This window comes from Oricola indica, assembly GCF_019966595.1.
GTDB lineage: Bacteria > Pseudomonadota > Alphaproteobacteria > Rhizobiales > Rhizobiaceae > Oricola > Oricola indica.
In genome coordinates, this window is the sequence record NZ_JAINFJ010000001.1 from 381,930 (window position 1) to 400,987 (window position 19,058).

At 62.8% G+C, this 19,058-nt stretch carries 23 protein-coding genes; 17 read left to right on the forward strand and 6 right to left on the reverse strand.

Going from position 1 to position 19,058, the window contains the following annotated elements; translation table 11 throughout:
• Positions 1–177 precede the first annotated feature (177 nt).
• The 16 genes from LC343_RS01800 (at position 178) to LC343_RS01875 (ending at position 10,452) form a co-directional block, all read left to right on the forward strand.
• Complete coding sequence (locus LC343_RS01800) at positions 178–480, forward strand: urease subunit gamma (protein WP_223475376.1); 303 nt, start codon at positions 178–180, stop codon at positions 478–480.
• A 30-nt stretch (positions 481–510) separates the two neighbouring features.
• A complete protein-coding gene (locus LC343_RS01805) occupies positions 511–1,071 on the forward strand; it encodes an HD domain-containing protein (RefSeq protein WP_223475377.1) in 561 nt (186 codons plus the stop codon).
• A gap of 23 nt (positions 1,072–1,094) precedes the next feature.
• On the forward strand, positions 1,095–1,682 hold the full coding sequence (locus LC343_RS01810; RefSeq protein ID WP_223475378.1) for a HupE/UreJ family protein: 588 nt from the start codon (positions 1,095–1,097) through the stop codon (positions 1,680–1,682).
• A 9-nt stretch (positions 1,683–1,691) separates the two neighbouring features.
• A complete protein-coding gene (locus tag LC343_RS01815; protein ID WP_223475379.1) occupies positions 1,692–1,997 on the forward strand; it encodes an urease subunit beta in 306 nt (101 codons plus the stop codon).
• Positions 1,998–2,031: 34 nt separating this feature from the next.
• Positions 2,032–2,850, forward strand: coding sequence for a hypothetical protein (locus tag LC343_RS01820; protein WP_223475380.1), 819 nt, complete (start codon positions 2,032–2,034; stop codon positions 2,848–2,850).
• A 5-nt stretch (positions 2,851–2,855) separates the two neighbouring features.
• Positions 2,856–3,323, forward strand: a complete 468-nt coding sequence (locus tag LC343_RS01825; protein WP_223475381.1) for a lysozyme inhibitor LprI family protein — start codon at positions 2,856–2,858, stop codon at positions 3,321–3,323.
• Positions 3,324–3,532: 209 nt separating this feature from the next.
• Positions 3,533–5,245 carry an urease subunit alpha gene (gene ureC / locus LC343_RS01830; RefSeq protein ID WP_223475382.1) on the forward strand — a complete coding sequence of 571 codons (1,713 nt, stop codon included), beginning with the start codon at positions 3,533–3,535 and terminating at the stop codon, positions 5,243–5,245.
• Between the two features lie 505 nt (positions 5,246–5,750).
• Positions 5,751–6,521 (forward strand): hypothetical protein, encoded by a 771-nt coding sequence (locus tag LC343_RS01835; protein ID WP_223475383.1) that lies wholly within the window; start codon positions 5,751–5,753, stop codon positions 6,519–6,521.
• Between the two features lie 70 nt (positions 6,522–6,591).
• Entirely contained in the window at positions 6,592–7,038 is a 447-nt protein-coding gene (locus LC343_RS01840; protein ID WP_223475384.1) for a baeRF12 domain-containing protein, read from the forward strand.
• Between the two features lie 272 nt (positions 7,039–7,310).
• Entirely contained in the window at positions 7,311–7,487 is a 177-nt protein-coding gene (locus LC343_RS01845) for a hypothetical protein (RefSeq protein ID WP_223475385.1), read from the forward strand.
• A gap of 89 nt (positions 7,488–7,576) precedes the next feature.
• The gene (locus tag LC343_RS01850; RefSeq protein ID WP_223475386.1) at positions 7,577–8,050 is read left to right on the forward strand and encodes an urease accessory protein UreE; all 474 of its coding nucleotides are present in this window, start codon (positions 7,577–7,579) and stop codon (positions 8,048–8,050) included.
• A gap of 32 nt (positions 8,051–8,082) precedes the next feature.
• Complete coding sequence (locus LC343_RS01855; RefSeq protein WP_223475387.1) at positions 8,083–8,430, forward strand: SMR family transporter; 348 nt, start codon at positions 8,083–8,085, stop codon at positions 8,428–8,430.
• Between the two features lie 36 nt (positions 8,431–8,466).
• The gene (locus LC343_RS01860; RefSeq protein WP_223475388.1) at positions 8,467–8,748 is read left to right on the forward strand and encodes a YrhK family protein; all 282 of its coding nucleotides are present in this window, start codon (positions 8,467–8,469) and stop codon (positions 8,746–8,748) included.
• Between the two features lie 29 nt (positions 8,749–8,777).
• Positions 8,778–9,407 (forward strand): urease accessory protein UreF, encoded by a 630-nt coding sequence (locus LC343_RS01865; RefSeq protein WP_223476091.1) that lies wholly within the window; start codon positions 8,778–8,780, stop codon positions 9,405–9,407.
• The gene (ureG, locus tag LC343_RS01870; RefSeq protein WP_223475389.1) at positions 9,404–10,018 is read left to right on the forward strand and encodes an urease accessory protein UreG; all 615 of its coding nucleotides are present in this window, start codon (positions 9,404–9,406) and stop codon (positions 10,016–10,018) included. The genes LC343_RS01865 and ureG overlap by 4 nt, the downstream gene beginning before the upstream one ends.
• Positions 10,015–10,452: a MarR family winged helix-turn-helix transcriptional regulator gene (locus LC343_RS01875; protein WP_223475390.1), complete on the forward strand. Its 438-nt coding sequence runs from the start codon at positions 10,015–10,017 to the stop codon at positions 10,450–10,452. The genes ureG and LC343_RS01875 overlap by 4 nt, the downstream gene beginning before the upstream one ends.
• A 3-nt stretch (positions 10,453–10,455) precedes the next feature.
• Here LC343_RS01875 and glpK read toward each other — a convergent pair whose 3' ends face one another.
• The 5 genes from glpK to rirA form a co-directional block, all read right to left on the reverse strand.
• A complete protein-coding gene (gene glpK / locus LC343_RS01880; protein ID WP_223475391.1) occupies positions 10,456–11,952 on the reverse strand; it encodes a glycerol kinase GlpK in 1,497 nt (498 codons plus the stop codon).
• Positions 11,953–12,012: 60 nt separating this feature from the next.
• Positions 12,013–12,690: an MIP/aquaporin family protein gene (locus tag LC343_RS01885; RefSeq protein WP_223475392.1), complete on the reverse strand. Its 678-nt coding sequence runs from the start codon at positions 12,688–12,690 to the stop codon at positions 12,013–12,015.
• 71 nt (positions 12,691–12,761) lie between these two features.
• Positions 12,762–14,252 (reverse strand): hypothetical protein, encoded by a 1,491-nt coding sequence (locus LC343_RS01890; RefSeq protein WP_223475393.1) that lies wholly within the window; start codon positions 14,250–14,252, stop codon positions 12,762–12,764.
• Between the two features lie 110 nt (positions 14,253–14,362).
• Positions 14,363–15,322, reverse strand: coding sequence for a DUF7507 domain-containing protein (locus LC343_RS01895; RefSeq protein WP_223475394.1), 960 nt, complete (start codon positions 15,320–15,322; stop codon positions 14,363–14,365).
• 178 nt (positions 15,323–15,500) lie between these two features.
• Entirely contained in the window at positions 15,501–15,962 is a 462-nt protein-coding gene (rirA, locus tag LC343_RS01900; RefSeq protein ID WP_223475395.1) for an iron-responsive transcriptional regulator RirA, read from the reverse strand.
• A 153-nt stretch (positions 15,963–16,115) separates the two neighbouring features.
• On the opposite strand from rirA, the gene LC343_RS01905 reads away from it, so the two are divergent.
• Complete coding sequence (locus tag LC343_RS01905) at positions 16,116–17,144, forward strand: Fe(3+) ABC transporter substrate-binding protein (RefSeq protein ID WP_223475396.1); 1,029 nt, start codon at positions 16,116–16,118, stop codon at positions 17,142–17,144.
• 67 nt (positions 17,145–17,211) lie between these two features.
• On the opposite strand, the gene LC343_RS01910 is transcribed toward LC343_RS01905, so the two are convergent.
• Positions 17,212–18,921: an ABC transporter permease gene (locus tag LC343_RS01910; protein WP_223475397.1), complete on the reverse strand. Its 1,710-nt coding sequence runs from the start codon at positions 18,919–18,921 to the stop codon at positions 17,212–17,214.
• Between the last annotated feature and the right edge of the window lie 137 nt (positions 18,922–19,058).

The following is a 19,058-nucleotide window of genomic DNA, read 5'->3' on the forward strand; positions in this document are numbered from 1 at the left end:
TGTAAAATAAATCAGGTTTCGCCATGCATCGCTCGGCGATGCCCAATTATTAGGCAATGGCAGATCAAAACACCGCTTTGCACATTAAGCTTGCGATTCCGCGCCATTTTTTCCACGATGGCGCCGGGTCGTCCGACCCGTTGACCCGCACCGCCAGAGCCTGTTTCGGGGGAATTGATGCAGCTGACACCGCGCGAAAAAGACAAACTCCTCATCGCCATGGCGGCCGAGGTCGCCCGCAAGAGGCTGGCGAGAGGCGTCAAGCTCAACCATCCGGAATCCATCGCCCTGATTACCGATTTCGTGGTGGAAGGCGCCCGGGACGGCCGCTCCGTTGCCGACCTCATGGAAGCGGGCGCGCATGTCATCACCAGGGACCAGGTGATGGATGGCATCCCAGAGATGATCCACGACATCCAGGTCGAGGCGACATTTCCGGACGGGACCAAGCTCGTCACCGTTCACGAGCCGATCCGGTAGGCCGATGTACGGACCGAGGAGCCTTTGACAGTGCATCAGCACGCCACCATCGCCCGCGCCGTCGCCTACGCCGCAAAGGCGCATGACGGCATCGTGCGCGAGGACAGGGGCGACGCCTATTTCAACCACCTCGCGGAAGTGGCGGCGATGTGCGCCGAACTGGAGCCGTTCGACCCGGTTCTGGTAGCCGCCTGCTACCTGCATGATGCGATCGAGGATACCAATGTCACGGAAGCCGATATCCGCGCAGAGTTCGGCGACGAGATCTCGGAACTGGTGATGGATGTGACCGACCCGCCGGGCCTCAAGGGCAAGGCACGCCGCGAGCGCCAGGTCACCCACACCGCCGGGGCCGGCCCGCGCGTCAAGAGGTTGAAGCTCGCGGACAAGACGTCGAATGTCGAGGAACTGATCGGCCTGCCGGCCAGGCGGTTCCACGCCGGCCCCAACGCCAGATACCTGAAATGGGCGCGTCGCGTCGTCGATGTCTGCCGTGGCATCGAGCCAAAGCTTGAAGCCCGGTTCGATGCATCCGCCTCCCGGCTCGAAACCGAAATCAAGACCGCAGTCAAGAAATCGAAGGCCGCCTGAGCGCCAACCGAAAGGACAACTCGATGAAACGCCTCCTTGTCGCAACCGCCCTGCTCGTAGCTTCCGCCGCGCCGGCATTCGCCCATCTCGATCCGGGCGAGCACGGTTCGCTGGCCTCCGGCTTCTCGCATCCGCTGTTCGGCGTGGATCATATCCTCGCCATGGTGGCCGTCGGCCTGTGGGCCGCGCTGATCGGCGGGCGGGCCATCTGGGCCGTGCCGGTGACCTTCGTCACGCTGATGGCGGCAGGCTTCGCGGCATCCTTCGTCGGTCTGCCGCTGCCCTATGTCGAGCCGGTGATCCTTGCCTCCATCGTCGCTTTCGGACTGTTGATCGCGCTCGCCGCGCCCATCCCTGTCGAATGGGTGCTTGGAGTGACGGGCTTCTTTGCGGTGTTCCACGGCTACGCGCATGGCTCCGAACTCGGATCTGCCGGCGCGCTCGCCTTCGGTGCCGGCTTCGTCGTCGCCACCTCGCTGCTGCATCTTGCCGGCGTCGGTGTCGGCATCGGGCTTATGCGGCTGTTCGAAGGCCCGAAAGGCCGCATCGCGCTACGGGTCGCCGGCGGCGCGACCGCCGCTTACGGCCTTGCTCTTGCAGTCGCAGGTTAGGAGACGTCCATGATCCCCGGAGAAATCATCACCGCCGAAGGCGACATCACGCTCAACGAGGATGCGCCGACCGTCACGCTGAAGGTCGCCAACACCGGCGACCGCCCGGTCCAGGTCGGTTCGCACTATCATTTCTTCGAGACCAATCCGTCGCTCGATTTCGACCGCGAAAAGGCGCGCGGCATGCGGCTCGACATCGCGTCGGGCACCGCGGTGCGCTTCGAGCCCGGCCAGGAACGTGACGTGACTCTCGTGCCGCTCACCGGCGACCGCACCGTCTACGGCTTCCGGCGCGAGGTGATGGGCAAGCTATGATTGCCGTCCGCATCCAGTCCGAAAGGACACCCGGATGAAGGTCTACATCCACGGCGGTTTTCACAAGACCGCGACCAGTTCGATTCAGAAACTGCTGACGGAAAACGCACCGCTCGCGCCGAGCGGCTACCGATTTTATGTCTATAGTGAACATCCGCTAGTCCAGGACCTCTACAAGCGTCTGTTGTTTTACTGGCGCGTGCCGAGCAGCCTCGCGCTCAGACGCGTGCGTACCGGTCTCGAACTGCTGCGCGAGGACATGGTAAGCCATGAAACAAAGACGGCGATCGTCTCTTTCGAGAGCTTGTGCGGTCAGCTTCCAAATCACAGGAATACCGCAAGCATATTCCCGCATGCGAACACAATCCTGAAGGAGGTCGCGGACGTTTTCGCCGCCGATGAGCCCGTCTTCATGTTCTCGACGCGCAACGCGCGTTCCTGGATCGAGAGCCTGTATTACCATCGTGTGCGCAGCCGCGGCACCCGCATGAAGCTGGAGGATTTCGCGGCCATCGAGAAATACCGCACTCTAGACTGGGAGAATCTGGTCGATGAAGTGATGAATGACATTCAAGCGCCCTGTCATGTCGTGGCGATGGAGGACGATCTCAAATCGCCGCTGGGGCCGGGAAGCGCCATCCTGTCGATCATCAGCCCCGACGGAAAATTGACGGCAAACTGGAAACCGGTCGAGCGACGCAAGCCGAGACCGGACAGCCGCGTAATCGAACTCGGGGAGCGCTGGTGGATGATGCTGCTTCCCCGCTTCCTGCGGAGAAGGATCATGCGGACCTACATGCGCCGGCTGAAGCGAGGCGATGGAATGGCAACACTGAACGCGCGGAGTAGCTGAGGTTGATGCAAGGCGGCAATCAGATCGACAGACCGTTCCGCCGCGTGCGACGCGCGATGCAGCGCGTCCCGACATGGCTGTCCATGGTATTGGTTTCGATCCCGGCGGCCGCCCACGCACAGGACTGGGATTGCGCCGACGCCGACAATCTGCCGCAACAGGGCATGAACTACTGCGCCTACCAGGAATGGCAGGAAACCGATGCCACGTTGAACGCGATCTGGCCGGATGTGCGCGCCCGGATGGCGGCAATGGACGCGGAAAGCAGCGAGCATTTTCCCGAACAGGCGAATGGCGCGGAGAACCTGCTCAAGGCGCAGCGCGCCTGGATCGACTATCGCGACGGTCAATGCGAGGCGGAGGGCGCGCAATTCGCGGGCGGCTCGATCAGGCCCCTGATCACCTTTTCCTGCAAGGCGACGATGACGCAAAGGCGCATCGAAGAGCTGCGCGGGCTTATGGAGACCTACTGATGCCGAAACCGGCGCAGCGACAATCCAAAAAGTCCGTGCGGACGCCGATACCGACACGGTCGATACGATCGACCGTCATGCCGCAACCCTACCGCTCTGTGAAACCGTTGACTTCGAGCACCACGACTCCACCGACGGGTTTGACACTTGCGATGAACGCGTCGTTCACATGCGACTGACACTCCACTGACGAAAGAGGGACGAAATCCATGCCCGCCAAGATTTCCCGCGCCGCCTATGCCGACATGTTCGGCCCGACAACCGGCGACAAGGTTCGCCTCGCCGACACCGAACTCTTCATTGAGGTCGAGGACGATTTCACCGTCTATGGCGAGGAAGTGAAGTTCGGTGGCGGCAAGGTCATCCGCGACGGCATGGGCCAGAGCCAGACGACACGCATGAACGGCGCGGTCGATACTGTCATCACCAATGCGCTGGTTGTCGATCACACCGGCATCTACAAGGCCGATATCGGCCTGAAGGATGGGCGCATCCATTCGATCGGCAAGGCGGGCAATCCCGACACCCAGCCCGGGATCGACATCATCATCGGGCCCGGCACGGAGGCGATTGCCGGCGAAGGCAAGATTCTGACCGCCGGCGGCTTCGACGCACATATTCACTACATCTGCCCGCAGCAGATCGAGGAAGCGCTGATGAGCGGGCTGACCACCATGCTTGGCGGCGGCACCGGCCCGGCTCACGGCACGCTGGCCACCACCTGCACACCCGGCCCCTGGCATATCGGCCGCATGATTCAGTCCGCGGACGCCTTCCCCATGAACCTGGCCTTCTCGGGCAAGGGCAATGCGGCCCTGCCCGGCGCGCTCAAGGAGATGATCGTCGGCGGCGCCTGCTCGCTGAAGCTGCACGAGGATTGGGGCACGACGCCCGGCGCAATCCACAACTGCCTGTCGGTCGCCGACGATTACGACGTGCAGGTGATGATCCATACCGACACGCTCAACGAGAGCGGGTTCGTCGAATCGACCGTCGAGGCCATCGCGGGACGCACGATCCACGCCTTCCACACGGAGGGCGCCGGCGGCGGCCATGCGCCGGACATCATAAAGGTCTGCGGACTGTCCAACATCATCCCGTCATCAACCAACCCGACGCGTCCCTACACGGTCAACACGGTGGACGAGCATCTCGACATGCTGATGGTCTGCCACCACCTCGACGCCCAGATCCCCGAAGACGTCGCCTTTGCGGAAAGTCGAATCCGCAAGGAAACCATCGCGGCTGAAGACATCCTGCACGACATGGGCGCGTTCTCGATCATCGCGTCGGACAGCCAGGCGATGGGCCGCGTCGGCGAGGTCATCATCCGCACCTGGCAGACCGCCGACAAGATGAAGCGCCAGCGCGGTCGCCTGCCCGAGGAAAGCGGCCAGAACGACAATTTCCGCGTGCGCCGCTACATCGCAAAATACACCATCAACCCGGCCATCGCGCATGGTATGTCGGCCGAAATCGGCTCCATCGAGGTCGGCAAGCGCGCCGACCTGGTACTCTGGAACCCCGCCTTCTTCGGCGCGAAGCCCGACATGGTGCTGATCGGCGGGTCCATTGCCGCCGCACCCATGGGCGATCCGAACGCCTCGATCCCGACGCCGCAGCCGGTGCATTACCGCTACATGTTCGGCGCCTACGGAAAGGCGCTGACCAATTCCTCCGTCGTGTTCACCTCCAACGCGGCGCTGGATGCCGGTCTTGGCGACATGCTGGGCATCGACAAGGAGCTGGTGGCGGTGGAAAACACCCGCAGCGGCATTTCCAAGGCATCGATGGTGCTCAACGACCTGACCCCGGAGATCGAGGTCGATCCCGAGACATACGAAGTGCGCGCCAATGGCGAATTGCTGACCTGCGAACCGGCAACGGAACTGCCGATGGCACAGCGGTATTTCCTGTTCTAGTGCAATTCAGTTTTTTGGATTGAAACATCAGCAGCGGGACGCCCATTCGAGCCGAAGGCGAGAGGCAGCGCATTCGATTCTGTAGCAACCTAGAATGCACTAGATCGGCATTTCTGCCCAGAAGCCCGCAGGACGGGCCAGTAACGCCACCGGCCGGTCTCTCCATGTGGCTATCGTAAGGTTTCGCCATGTCGAAACACCGCGCAGTCTGGCAATTGCACTCAGGAGTCCGATCGCGGATAATCTTTCCCGGAGCGACGCTAGATGATCTTTCACAATCACCGGGCCATCGATCTCCGTCCGGGCAAAGCCGCAGGAACTTCTATCGGAAAAATGTTGCAGGCTTTCTTGGTCTCCGCCGGAGATAGGCAACCGAGGAGGAAAATGCTCTCTTGATCGCAACCGACTGCGGATCCGTCCCGACTGACAGGTCAGCGAACGGCACTTCGACCACGGAAAAGGCCCTGGGTGGGAACGAAGTGACCACTCCGTGCGCGGTTTCATCATGACAATCCGCTTCGTGACCCGGAAGGATCTGCTCACGCGCCACGACGTGCTCGCCGCATATATGCGCTCATGGCAAGCGGCCATGTACGACCCGGAACCGCATCTGGTTGCCGCCGGAGACCACGCGTGGCTTGGCGACGACGCTGAAGAGCCTGTGGTTCTGTCGGCGGAACAGGCGGACGCAATGAATGGAGAAACCATCGCCTCCTTCATGGCGCTTTGCGACGAATTTCAGGGCGAACCTCCGCGCCTCGACTACGCGGGCCGCCTCGTCGCCGAAACAGACTCTTCATCCTTCGAAGACTTCACCGACCGGATCGGAGGGCTTTTCTCCGACTTTGCGCAAAGGGTCGGCTGGAACCATATCCTGCTGATCACAGAAGCCAGACGGCCGCTGCTGGCGCGCGAGCTGGACCATCCACCGGCCGCCGCGGCCGCCAACGCGCTCATCGAGCTCGGCTTCACCCGCGCATTCGATGGAGGCATCGTCTGCGACCCCAACGATCTGAGCCGGCTGCTGCCACATTTCTTCCGCATCGCGCGTGCGGACGGGTCCGCGCCGGCGATGCTGATGACCGCGCAAGGCTCACGCGCCGTCGCAACACCCTGCAAATACGGCAATCTCCATTTCGAGATCTATGACCCGGTTGAACGGGACGCGATCGCCGAGGCACTGGGAAAATCAGGCTTCCTTCTCGCACCCGACGGAGAGTGCGTGGAACGCTTTTCCCGTGATGGCACTATCGAAGGGCGCTCCTTCCGGATTTGAGTCACGTCAATTCCGGCGCCGCCACATTCTGTCACTAGATAAGCAGCGTAAACGAACCAAGGAGGTCCTCATGTCGGATATCAAGCTCAACAACAATGGCTGGCTGGTGATCGCCGATGGCGAAAAGGCGCTGTTCCTGCGCAATGACGGCGACGAGAAATTTCCCAATCTCACCGTCTTCCGCGAATTCGAACACGAAAATCCCGCCACCCGCGAACAGGGCACCGACAAGCCGGGCCGGTTGAATGACGGCGGCGGCTCGCATCGCAGCGCAGTTCAGGAGACCGACTGGCACCGGATCGAAAAGGACCGCTTCGCGCATGAAATCGCCGATCGTCTCTACAAGCACGCCCACAAGGGCAGCTTCTCCGAGATCGTCCTTGTCGCCGCGCCGGCGGTCCTCGGCGAATTGCGCAAGGAGATGCACAAGGAGGTTCAGGCCAAGATCGTCGCCGATGTATCCAAGGACCTGACCGGCCATCCCGTCCACGAGATCGAAAAGCTGGTGCTGGGCTGAACCGCGCGCGAGACGCGCCATCCCTTCCGGCCAATGGTTGCCGTCACGCCTCCAGTCTATGGCGTGACGGCACGTCGGCCACGTCGTGTGTGGCGACGATCGTATTGCTGATCCTGCTCGTGCCCTGGTCGTTTCGGCGCGGGCGAACTGCGCATTTGCGGCAGAGCTGAAGCGACCCATCCAAATATGCATGGCAGCCACGCCGCTGACGCATTTGTTGCAGCGCAACAATGCGCCTATGTTCGACACAGGCAATATTCCGGAGGGCCATCATGACCGTAAAATCCCGCACTTTCTTCTCGTCGTTCGGCAACGCCGTTTCAGGCCTCGTCAATTCCGTGGCTGTCGCCCGCGAAATGAATGGCCTTTACGACACGCCCGAAGCCGTATTCCGCGCACGCGGCACCACCCGCGATGCGGCGATGCGCGCAGCGATGAAGCGCCTCTGATCGACGCCATGACGCAGGGCGGGAAAATTCCCGCCCGTTGCCTGTCCGGCGCTGGCGTATGACCGGAAATCCGGTGTAGTCTCAGCGCCATGCCGACCGCCTCCTCCGTCACCAGACATTTCCACGATCCCGCCGACACCATCACGCTGGACGAGACCGCGCGTCATCGCCGGCGCATGAAGATGGTCTCCGACAACGGGATCGAATTCCTCCTCGACCTTGCCGAGGCGCGCCTGCTGCGCCATGGCGATGGGCTCCTGCTCGATGACGGCCGGGTAATCGAGGTCCACGCCGAACCGGAAGCGCTCTACGAAGTGCGCGCAAGCGACGCCCGACACCTGCTGGCGCTCGCCTGGCAGATCGGCAATCGCCACCTCGCCGCCCAGATCTTCCCCGACCGCATCCTGATTCGCCACGATCACGTGATCCGCGAAATGCTGGAAGGGCTCGGCGCATCGGTCGCAGAAACCAGCGCACCGTTCGATCCCGAAGGTGGCGCCTATGGAGGAGCTCACGCCGCCCACGACCATGGCGACGGCCATCATCACCATCATGACCACTGACCGCCTCCTCGCGGATGATCGAAAGCTCGCGCATGCCCCCGATTCCGATCTTCAATTACCTGTTGCTCGGCGCGGCGATCGCCGCTGAAGTCGTCGCGACAACCGCGCTTGTGCGCACCGAGAGTTTCACACGGCTCTGGCCGAGCGTGATCACCATCGTCTTCTACGCCCTGTCTTTCTGGCTCCTGTCCTTTCCAATCCGGGTCATTCCCGCAGGCATCGTCTACGCGATCTGGTCGGGCGCGGGCATTGTCCTGATCACCCTGGCGGCCTGGCTGGCGCTCGGCCAGAAGCTTGATTTTCCCGCCATCATCGGGCTTTGCCTGATCATCGCCGGCGTGGTCGTGATCCATATCTTCTCGGGTTCCGTGGAGCACTGACCTGACCGAGGAAAACCGAGGAACAGGAGACCGCTCATGAAGATCTTCGCCCCCGAAACACGCCACAATTCAAAGCGCCACGAGAGGCTCTATGCGGCCTATGAACTCGCATTCACGATCATCGAATTTTTGGCCGGCCTGCTGTTTCTCATCGGCTCCTGGATGTTCTTCTACGCGGCATGGCAAGACCCCGCGATCTGGTGCTTCGTCGTTGGTTCAGCATTTTTCGTCATCGGGCCTTCGCTGAAGCTGGCACGCGAACTGCACTATGCGATGATCGGAGATCTGGCCGACCTCGCCAAGAGAGTCGAGCAGTGACCGGCGCGCCAGCCCACCTGCTACGCCTGATGTCGTGGCTCTCCCCGGTTTTCCCGACCGGCGCTTATGCCTACTCCGCCGCACTCGAACAGGCCGTCGCCGAAGGCAATGTCACCGACGCGCAGTCGCTGCAAAATTGGCTAACGGCGTTGCTCGACGCCGGGCCGCAATGGAACGATGCGGTTTTCTTCGCGGCAGCGTGGCGCGCCGCACGCGACGAGGCGACAATAGCCGAGACCGCCGCCCTCGCCCGTGCCATGACCGGATCGGCGGAACGCCACCGCGAGACGATCGACCAGGGAACGGGCTTCCTAGAAGCCGCCGCCAACTGGTTTGAAGAAGATGAATTGCCGCCGCGCGGAACGCCGCTTTGCGTCGCAGTCGGCGTCGCCTGCGGCCGGGACGGGATCGCGTTGGGCGACGCGACGCAGGCCTTCCTGCACGCCTTCGTCGCCAACCAGTTGCAGGTCGCGATCCGCTTGTCCGTCACCGGCCAGCGCGGCGCGGCGAAGCTGCTGGCGGAGCTGGAGCCGGTCATCGCGCGAGTCGCAAAGCGTGCCGCATCGTCAACGCTGGACGATCTTGGCAGCAGCACGGTTTTGGCAGACATTGCGGCCATGAAACACGAAACACTTTCATCAAGGCTGTTCCTGTCATGACCACCTCCCCCAACGGCCCGTTGCGCGTCGGCATCGGCGGCCCCGTCGGTTCCGGCAAGACGACGCTGACCGCCGAACTCTGCAAGGCCATGCGCGACACCTATTCCGTGGGCGTCGTCACCAACGATATCTACACGGCGGAAGACGCCGAGGCCCTGACCCGCATGCAGGCTCTGCCGGCCGAGCGGATCGAAGGCGTGGAGACCGGCGGCTGCCCGCACACGGCGATCCGCGAGGACGCCTCGATCAATCTGCGCGCCATCGAAAGGCTGCGCGAGCGCGTGCCCGACCTCGACATCGTCTTCATCGAATCCGGCGGCGACAATCTCGCCGCAACCTTCTCTCCGGATCTGGCCGACCTGTCGCTCTACGTGATTTCCGTATGCCAGGGCGACGACATTCCGCGAAAGGGCGGTCCCGCGATCACGCGTTCCGATCTGCTGATCATCAACAAGGCCGATCTTGCGCCCTATGTCGGCGCCGACCTGGAGCGGATGCGACGCGACGCAGAGGCTGGCCGCGCCGACAAGCCTTTCCTGTTCACCGATCTGAAACACGCAAGCGGTGTGAGCGAGATCGTCGACTTCGTCACCGCGCAGGGCGGCCTGTGACGTTCGATCTCGATAACTTTCTCGCCTACCGGCTCGATCGCCTTTCGGATGCGGTCAGCCGGCATTTCCAGCCGGTCTATCGCGACCAGCACGGCATGACCCGCCCGGAATGGCAGGTTCTCGCGCATCTGGGAGAAGCGGAAACGCTGACGGCTCGCGAGATCGTGCGCCGAACAGGGTTGCACAAAACCAAGGTCTCGCGCGCCGTCACGGCGCTTGAAAGCCGCCGCTGGCTGGAGCGCGACCGGGATGACGCCGACCGCAGGATCGAGCATCTGACGCTCACCCGGACCGGCCGAAAAGGCTATGAAGCGCTGACCGCATTATTGAAAGCGCGCGAGGATGAATTGCTGGCACGGCTCGACAGCGGCGAACTCGAGACGGTCAATGCGGCTTTGCGGATCCTGGACCGGATGGCAAGGCCGAAGCGCTGAACGTCACCGGGACGACAAGGTCCGTCCCACCGCGTCCTTCCAGCCGGCATATTTCCGTGACCGTTCGTCTTTGGCCATCTTCGGCGCGAACTGGCGCTCCAGCGCCCAGCTCTCGGCGAATTCGGCGCGATCCGGCCAGACACCGGCATATGAGCCGGCGAGCCAGGCCGCTCCCAGCGCCGTTGTCTCAAGCACCTTCGGCCGGTCGACCGGCGCGTCGAGAATGTCGGCGAGGCACTGCATCGTCCAATCGGAGACGACCATGCCGCCATCGACGCGCAACGTCGTCGAGGCATGGTCCGGCGCATCCCAGTCGTCATGCATCGCCTCAAGCAGATCGCGCGTCTGGTAGCAAACCGCCTCCAGCGTCGCCTTGGCGATCTCGTTCGGGCCGGTGCCGCGCGTGAGGCCGAACAGCGCGCCGCGCGCATTGGCGTCCCAGTGCGGCGCACCCAGTCCGACGAAGGCCGGCACTAGATAAACGTCCTGCTCGGGGTCGGCCTTCTCCGCCATCGCGCCGCTTTCGGCCGCGCTTTCGATGATACCGAGCCCGTCGCGCAGCCATTGCACCGAGGCGCCCGCCATGAAGATCGAGCCTTCCAGCGCATAGGTCGTCTCGCCGTTCAGGCGATAGGCGATGGTGGTGAGCATACGGTTCTTCGAGGCGACGCGATCGGTGCCGGTGTTGAGCAGAGCGAAGCAGCCGGTCCCATAGGTCGACTTGAACATACCCGGCTCGAAACAGGCCTGGCCAATGGTCGCCGCCTGCTGGTCGCCCGCCACACCATAAACCGGGATCTCCGCACCGAGAATGTCGGCCGTCGCGGTTCCGAAATCGGCAGCGCAATCGAGCACCTCGGGCAGGATCGCGCGGGGAATGCGCAGGATGGACAGCAGTTCTTCGTCCCAATTCTCTTCATCGATATTAAAGATCAGCGTGCGCGCCGCGTTCGTCGCGTCCGTGACATGGCGCGCGCCGCCGGTCAGCCGCCAGATCAGAAAGGTATCGATGGTGCCGAACGCGATTTCGCCGGCCTCGGCGCGTGCCCTGAGCCCGTCGACATTGTCGAGCAGCCAGGCGATCTTGGTGCCGGAGAAATACGGATCGAGCAGCAGCCCGGTTTTCGCCGTGAACTCGGCCTCGTGGCCCTTCGCCTTCAGATCGTCGCAGAAGTCGGCGGTGCGCCGGTCCTGCCAGACGATGGCGCGATGGACGGGTTCGCCGGTCGCCCTGTCCCAGAGCGCCACTGTCTCGCGCTGATTTGTGATGCCGATAGCAGCGATGTCGGACGCCGCGATGCCCGCATCGGCGATCGCCGCGCGGCAGGTCGCGGCCACGCTTTGCCAGATGTCCTCCAACTCGTGTTCCACCCAGCCGGACTTCGGAAAGTGCTGCGGGAATTCCTTCTGGCCAACGCCCGCGATCTTCTGATCGCCGTCGAAGATGATCGCGCGCGACGATGTCGTGCCCTGATCGATGGCCAGAATGTAGCCGCCCATGTTCCGATTCCTCCCGTCCGTGAATGGTGCGGGAATTCCAATCAGATAGCCGGCATGACTTCAACCCGCTTCGGGCGCTTTCCCGTCGCTGGACAGCAGCCAGCGGCAAATCGCGAAGGCCGCCGCCGCACCGATGAACTGCATGACGATGAAGAGAGGCATGTCGGCCGGGCGGATGCCGGCGAATGTGTCTGAAAAGGCCCGCGCGACGGTCACCGCAGGGTTGGCGAAGGATGTCGAGGCGGTGAACCAGTAGGCCGCCGTGATATAGAGCCCGACCGCCATCGGGACCGATTTCGGGCTGGCCTTCAGCGTCGCGAATATCGTGAAGACAAGGCCGAAAGTGGCGATGAATTCCGCAAACCACTGCGCCCCACCAGTGCGCATCTTGGTTGACGCCTGGAAGACGATTTCGCCGAACATCAGATGCGCCGCCCACACGCCGGTGAGCCCGCCCGCCACCTGCATGGCGATATAGAGCAAGCTGTCGCGCGCCGCGATCTCGCGGCGCAGCCAGAAGGCGAAGGTCACCGCCGGGTTGAAATGCGCGCCGGAAATCGGCCCGAGCATCGTGATCAGGACAACGAGGATCGCGCCCGTCGGGATCGTGTTGCCGAGAAGCGCGATGGCGACGTTTCCGCCAGCCAGCCGCTCGGCCATGATTCCTGATCCGACAACCGTCGCCAGAAGAAAGGCGGTGCCGATGAATTCGGCAGCGAGTTTGCGCGAAGCGTCCATGGCGGCCCGTCCAATATATCAATAATTCTTGAATTATCGATGTATCTGGTGAGCGTCAACACTCCACGCGGTCAGCTTTCGGACTGAACGACGCGGACCTCGATCTCCAGTTCGTATCCGCCGCCCGAAGCCGCCCAGTGATCGCGGATCGCCTGTTGCACCGCGGCCAGGCGTTCCTCCGGGAGATCGATCGCCTCGCGATGCGCGAAATAGGTCAGCCGAACGACGGAGGGCTCACGCGCAAGAAGCGAGATCAGGCGGGTGATCCCCTCTTCCAGTTCGGCGTCGGGCACCGCCTCGTTTCGAAGGAAAGCGGCCGCGTTCAGATCGACGCGCACCACCCGCGCCGACGCGACACCGAAAGAAACGGTATTGCTCGAACCCGGCTGGAGGCGAAGCGATACCGGATTGGACGTGACTGCGTGATAGCCCTCCTCCAGCGTCGCCTCGTCGAGTTCGAACCGTTCCTCGAGATTTGCGAGCCGAGACACGGGAAGGCAGGGCGAAGTGAAGCCGCCCTTCAACCCGGTGGTCAGGATACGTCCGCCATCGAGGGCGATCCGCACGCCGGATACTCGCGCCTCGGTCGGGTCGGCGACGCCGTTCCGGTTCTTGTCCTCGTAGACGAGGAGCGAAATGCCCGCACAGGAGCTTTGCTGGATCTCACCGGTCTTCACCGCGGCCGTGGAAGGCGGCAGGAGCGGGATCAGCGTTTCCGGGTCGGCGATCTGCGCCGTATTCACCTGATAGCCGCGCAGCGACGCCTCGCGGATTTCACCGAGATAGCGCAGCGACACGCTGCCCCGCGCCGGAACCTCGAGCGTGCCGAAATCGATCCTCTGCTCGTCCTGAACGATGTCGATCACCTTTCGATCGATGAACACGCTACCCGGCACCAGCGCCGTATCTTCCGCCAGCAAGGCGCGCAGCCGCACCGAGAGCGGCCTCGTGCTGCGATTGCTGACCGTGATCGTGTAATCGACCTGGTCGCCGACGCTCGCTTCTGTCGTACTCGGCGTATGCGCCAGCGAGATGAGGCGCCGCTCGACGCCCTGTAGCGGCGGAATCTCGACATCCAGCGCGGTGATGTCCGTTATGGTTCGGCCGTCCACTTTTCCGACCGCCGTCACCGTCGCCGTGATCTCGCTGCCGGCCTCGACATTCGAGCGCTGGAGAAGTTGACCGGCGGCAAAACGCCAGGTCTCGCCACGATCCAGAATACCGGGATTTTCGACATCGCCGCCACTGTAGCCAGGCGGATCGGAGGGCGCGAAGGTTTCCGCCCCCTGTTTCAGTTCCAGCGTCAGCCTGACTCCGGTGAGCCCGACATTGCCGTCATTGCTGACCGCGATGATGAAGCCGATCCTGTCACCCTCCGGCAAACCCGGCGCGCTGTCCCCGCCGATCGCCGCCTCGACCTCGACATGCATGGATGCGACGCCCGGCTCCACGCTGGTGGAAACCTGCGCACCGCCCGACTGGACCGACGCGCCGTCATGAACGCCGGACGCCACCGCGCTGTTGATGATGTCGGCAGCCACAGGCCTGGCAATAATGGACATGCACAGGCAGAGCGCGAACCCGATCCGAAACGGTCGTTTCGGGCGCTTCCTGTTCTTTTTGATTGAAAGTCGCCGGTTCACAGCCGCGCCTGCCGGTCATGCATTGCAGTCTATTGAGCCTCGAATTCCGCCTGCGTCACGGTATGGACGTGGGTGAAGACAACTGCACCGCCCGGCCCCAGATTGTCGTAGACGCCTTGTGTTTCGGGCAAATCGGAATTGACCGCCAGCGCATCCTCACTCGCAACCTCGACGGCGAAAGGATCGATGCCGTCGGCCGGCGAACCGGCGGAGGTCAACGTCTTGCCGCTGAGCTTGACCGTCACGCCGACATCCGCGACCGCGACGTTTCCGACATTTTCCACCCGGTATTTGTAGGTGATCCTGTCACCCGTTTCGGCGCCCTCGCCTTCGTTGCCCTCGGCCTTTTCCATGTCGCTCGACGAGCTGATCGCCAGCTTCGGGTTGGCCGCGACGACAATGTTGCCGGGCTCGGCGCGGGCGGAAACGCTCTGCTCAGCAGACTTGCCCATCGCGCCGCTTCGAACGGAAATGCCGTCGCCCGCCGCTGCGCCATACACATCCGCGCTGGTCAGGGCATAGGTCGTCGTGAAGGTCGCCGATTCGCCGGTCGCGATATCCGCGCTCGACGGAGAGAAACTGGCCGGTTCGAGCTGGATCGCGTTGCCCGCGATCGTCAGCGTCGCGCCATCGACGATCACCGTCTGCACCGGGAAATTGCCTTCGTTGGAGACCGACACGGTCACCGATACGATATCGCCGGCATCCGCGTTTTCGCTGTCGCGTCCCTTGGAGACATCGAGATCAATGCTCTGCGACGCCGAGAGCGCCGGTCGCGGCGCTTCGAGATCGGTCGTTTCGGTCACTGTGTCGGATTCGACCGCCTGGCCGCCGGCAGTTCCGCCTGCGGTCACCTCACTCGTCAATTGCGCGGCAGCCGTGCCGGGCAAGGCAATCGCGAGCAGCAGCGATGCGGCAAACGCCGTCGCCAATCCCGTCGAGGTCTTTTCGGCGTGGCGCGGTGTTTCGCTTCCGTTTGTGCGGCTCATGGTGGCAATCCTCCCCTCGATTTTGTTCACCCGGCTGGTTCGATGCCCGGCATGCTCACCGGACCCGCGAACAATAGGGCGAGCGGCTTCGCCATGTCACCCAAAACATGGTGAAACATTATCAATCCTTTGGAGAAGATCGGTAACGCTCGGTGAAGCGCACAGGCCCGAGGCCGGCTCAGGCAGGCGCCAGCGCTTCCTTGCGGCGCTCGAGACCAAGCAGGAAACCGATACCGTCGTTCGGCCGTGCCAGATCGTCGATCGAATGGCTGGCAAGAACGCCGAAGAATGCGTTCAGCGCCTCGCGCAGCGCCGCCGAAAGCTTGCAGGTCTCGACCAGCGGACAATCGCTGTCCTCGCGCTCGAAACATTCGGCCATGGAGAAACTGTCCTCCGTCAGGCGAACAACGTCGAGAAGCGTGATGTCGCTGGCTTTGCGCGCCAGTCGGATACCGCCATTGCGCCCGCGAACGGTCTCGATCACCCCGCCTTCGGCCAGAGGCTGCAGAATCTTGAACAAAAACGGCTCCGACACGCCATATGCCTTCGCGATCTCGGCAACGCGGCTCAGTTCTCCGTCCTTCACCGCACAATACATGAGAATGCGGAAGGCGTAGTTGGTCTGTTTCGTCAGGCGCATGGATCGTCTCCGTTACGTAACATCATATAGACCCTAGTCTGGAACGATTCCAGATAAACCTCACCTTTCCAGTTAAGTTTTTTTCTTGACAGTCTCCGCGCGTTCCAACAGATAAACATGACAACGAGTGTCATATAAAAACGGGAGCCCCTCATGACGTTGCGCATGCGCATCCTCACCGCCGTTCTTTCAACCTCCGTCGCGCTTCCGGTCGCATCGGCCGCGCTGGCGGAGGGCGAGGTCAACCTCTACTCGTCGCGTCACTACGACACAGACGAGAAGCTCTATTCCGACTTCGAGAAAGAGACCGGCATCCAGGTTAATCGGATCGAGGGCAATGCGGACGAGCTGATCGAACGGCTCAAGGCGGAAGGCGCCAACAGCCCGGCGGACGTGCTCATCACGGTCGATGCCGGCCGCATCTGGCGCGCCGCCGACGCCGACCTGCTCTCGCCGGTTGAAAGCGATATCCTGGAAGAACGCATCCCCGCCGAGTTGCAGCATCCGGACAATCTCTGGTTCGGCTTCTCCACGCGCGCGCGCATAATCTTCTACGCCAAGGACCGCGTCAGCGAGCCGCCGCAGACCTATGCCGACCTCGCCGATCCGAAATACAAGGGCCAGATCTGCATTCGCTCCGCGACCAACATCTACAATCTCTCGCTGCTCGCCTCGCGCATCGCTGAAAACGGTCCGGAGGAAGCGGAAGCCTGGGTCGAGGGCCTCAAGAACAACCTCGCCCGCCAGCCGCAGGGTGGCGACACGGACCAGCTCAGGGGCCTTGTTTCCGGCGAATGCGACATCGCCGTCGCCAACACCTATTATTTCGCGCGTGCACTGCGCATCGAGGTCGATGGGCTGAGCGAGGGAACCGACGGGATCGGCTGGGTCTTCCCCGACCAGGACGGCAATGGCACGCATGTGAATGTCTCTGCGGCCGGCGTGCTGACGAACGCGCCAAACCGCGACAACGCAATCCGGTTCCTCGAATATCTCTCCTCCGATTCGGCGCAGGAGTATTTCGCGTCCGGCAATGACGAGTATCCGGTCGTCGAGGGTGTCGGGCTGTCGGCTTCGGTCACCCAGCTCGGCACGTTCAAGCGCGACGACCTGAACCTGCATGCGCTCGGTGAATTCCAGACCGAGGCGCAGAACATCTTCAACACAGTCGGCTTCAAGTAAGACGCCGAAACCGTCTGAATCAAACTCTTCGCGAACCGCCTGAGGCCATTGGTTTCAGGCGGTTTTTTCATTGCGCGGCGGTTACCGGGGACTGGTCTCCCGAACCGGCCGGACGCGGGCCGGAAAACGGCGTACGCGGCCGCGTCAGCATGCGGGTCTGCTGTGTCTGGGCAATGGTCCGGCACAGCAGGATCACCGGCAGGAGACCGAAGGCGACGATGACCAGCGACGGTACTGCCGCCTGTGCCAGGCGCTCGTCGGAGGCGAGCCTATGTGCCTGCACGGCCAACGTGTCGAAATTGAACGGGCGCAGGATCAGCGTCGCCGGCAGTTCCTTCATCGTATCGACGAAGACGATCAGCACGGCTGTCAGAAGGCTCGCGCGCATCAGCGGCAGGTGAATGCGCAGCAGCATGCCAAGTGTGCCGGAGCCGAGCGTACGCGCCACGGCGTCGACATTCGGCCTGATCTGGCTGATGCCCGTATCGAATGCCGACAAGGCCGCGGCCATGAAACGCACGATATAAGTCATCACCAGAAGCGCGATCGAGCCGGTGAAGAGAAGCCCGGTCGAGATGTCGAAATGCTCGCGCATGAAGGCGTCGATCGTGTTGTCGAGCCGCGCGAAAGGCACCAGCAGCCCGACGGCGATCACTGATCCGGGCAGCGCATAGCCGATACCCGACAAGGTCTTGGTGATCGCGGCCGCCCTGCCCGGCGCCAGCCGGACGCGATAACCGACGATCACCGCGCCGATCACCGTCAGGATGGCGGCGACGCCGGCAAGGGTCAGGGAATTGATCGTGAAATCGAGATAGCGCGCCTCGAACGGGTTCTGCCCGGAGGAGACCGCCATTTCGAACAATACGATCAGCGGGATAACGAACCCCGCCATGACCGGGATCAGGCAAGCCAGGATCGCCGCCATCGCCCGCCATCCTGAAAGATAATGCAGCGTCATGGCCTCGTTGCGATTGCCGGCCTGATGGTGCTTGGCCCCGCCGCGCTGGCTGGATTCCAGAACGACCAGAAAGAGCGCCGCCAGCATTAGACAGAAGGCAAGCTGCGAGGCCGCCGCGCGGTCCCCCATGGAAAACCAGGCCTGGTAGATGCCTGTCGCGAATGTCTGAACGCCGAAATGAGCGACCGTGCCGAAATCCGCAATGGTCTCCATCAGCGCCAGGATCGTGCCACCGGCAATAGCAGGTCGCGCCACGGGCAGGCTCACCCGAAGAAAGGCGCTCCACGGGCCGTGTCCCATCGTGCGCGCAGCGAAATAGGCCGTCGGCGACTGCCGCAGAAACGCCGCCCGCGCCAGCAGGTAGACATAGGGATAGAGCACGAAGATCAACATCAGCGCCGCACCCTGCAGCGAGCGGATTTCCGGGAACCAGTAATCGCGCGGTCCCCAGCCAGTTAACGCCCTGAGCGCAGTCTGCACGGGACCCGGATGATCGAGCAGGTCGGTATAGGCGTAAGCCAGCACGTAGCCGGGAAAGGCCAGCGGCAACGCGAGCACAATCTCGAGGATCCGACTACCCGGAAAGCGGCACATCGTGACCAGCCAGGCCGCCCCGGTTCCCGTCGCCGCTGTGCCGATCGCGACCAGCAGCGAGAGCTGGATCGTATTCCAGATATAGCGGGGCATCACCGTTTCCCAGAGCCCCGACCACGTCTCGAGCGTGCCGCCGAGCGCGGTCACGCCGACAGCGGCGATCGGGACGATGCACAGTCCCGCGCCGATCCAGGCGAGCGTTTTCAGGGGAAATTGGAACACGGCCGGTGTCGATAGCCCGATTTGGTTGGGTCTGGATAAAGTGGAGTATGTCAAACAGGTTTTGAGGTCAATCGCGACCCGGCGTCGCGTTTGGACATGGAGATTTCTCAAATCCGCATGTCCAAACCGGATTCGCT